The sequence below is a fragment of the Chryseobacterium sp. SIMBA_029 genome, from assembly GCF_046535275.1.
Classification (GTDB): Bacteria; Bacteroidota; Bacteroidia; order Flavobacteriales; family Weeksellaceae; genus Chryseobacterium.
Genome location: NZ_JAWRXA010000323.1, coordinates 1 through 272, shown reverse-complemented (window position 1 = coordinate 272; position 272 = coordinate 1). Strand labels below are relative to the sequence as shown.

General features: G+C 63.2%; 1 protein-coding gene. It reads right to left on the bottom strand.

What is annotated here, in order from left to right:
• Positions 1-272 (bottom strand): protein kinase domain-containing protein (locus SB679_RS24300; RefSeq protein ID WP_410704820.1); only part of this gene is annotated, 272 nt, incomplete at both ends.

The following is a 272-nucleotide window of genomic DNA, read 5'->3' as shown; positions in this document are numbered from 1 at the left end:
CCGAAATCCGCGAGCTTCACGGATTGGGTATGAACATCCCCGCCCGAGACGAGGATGTTCGCGGGTTTGATGTCACGGTGGATGACCCCGCGGGCGTGGACTTCGGACAAGGCTTCAGCGATCCTAAAACCGATATTCGCGGCTTCCCACACTGGCAGCGGCCCATCGGCGAGCACGGCGCGGAGGTCCCGGCCCTCGGCAAGCTCCATGACGAAATACGCCCGCTCCTCGTCATTACGCGTGTCGACGCCCGTGTCGAAAGCAGCCACGAG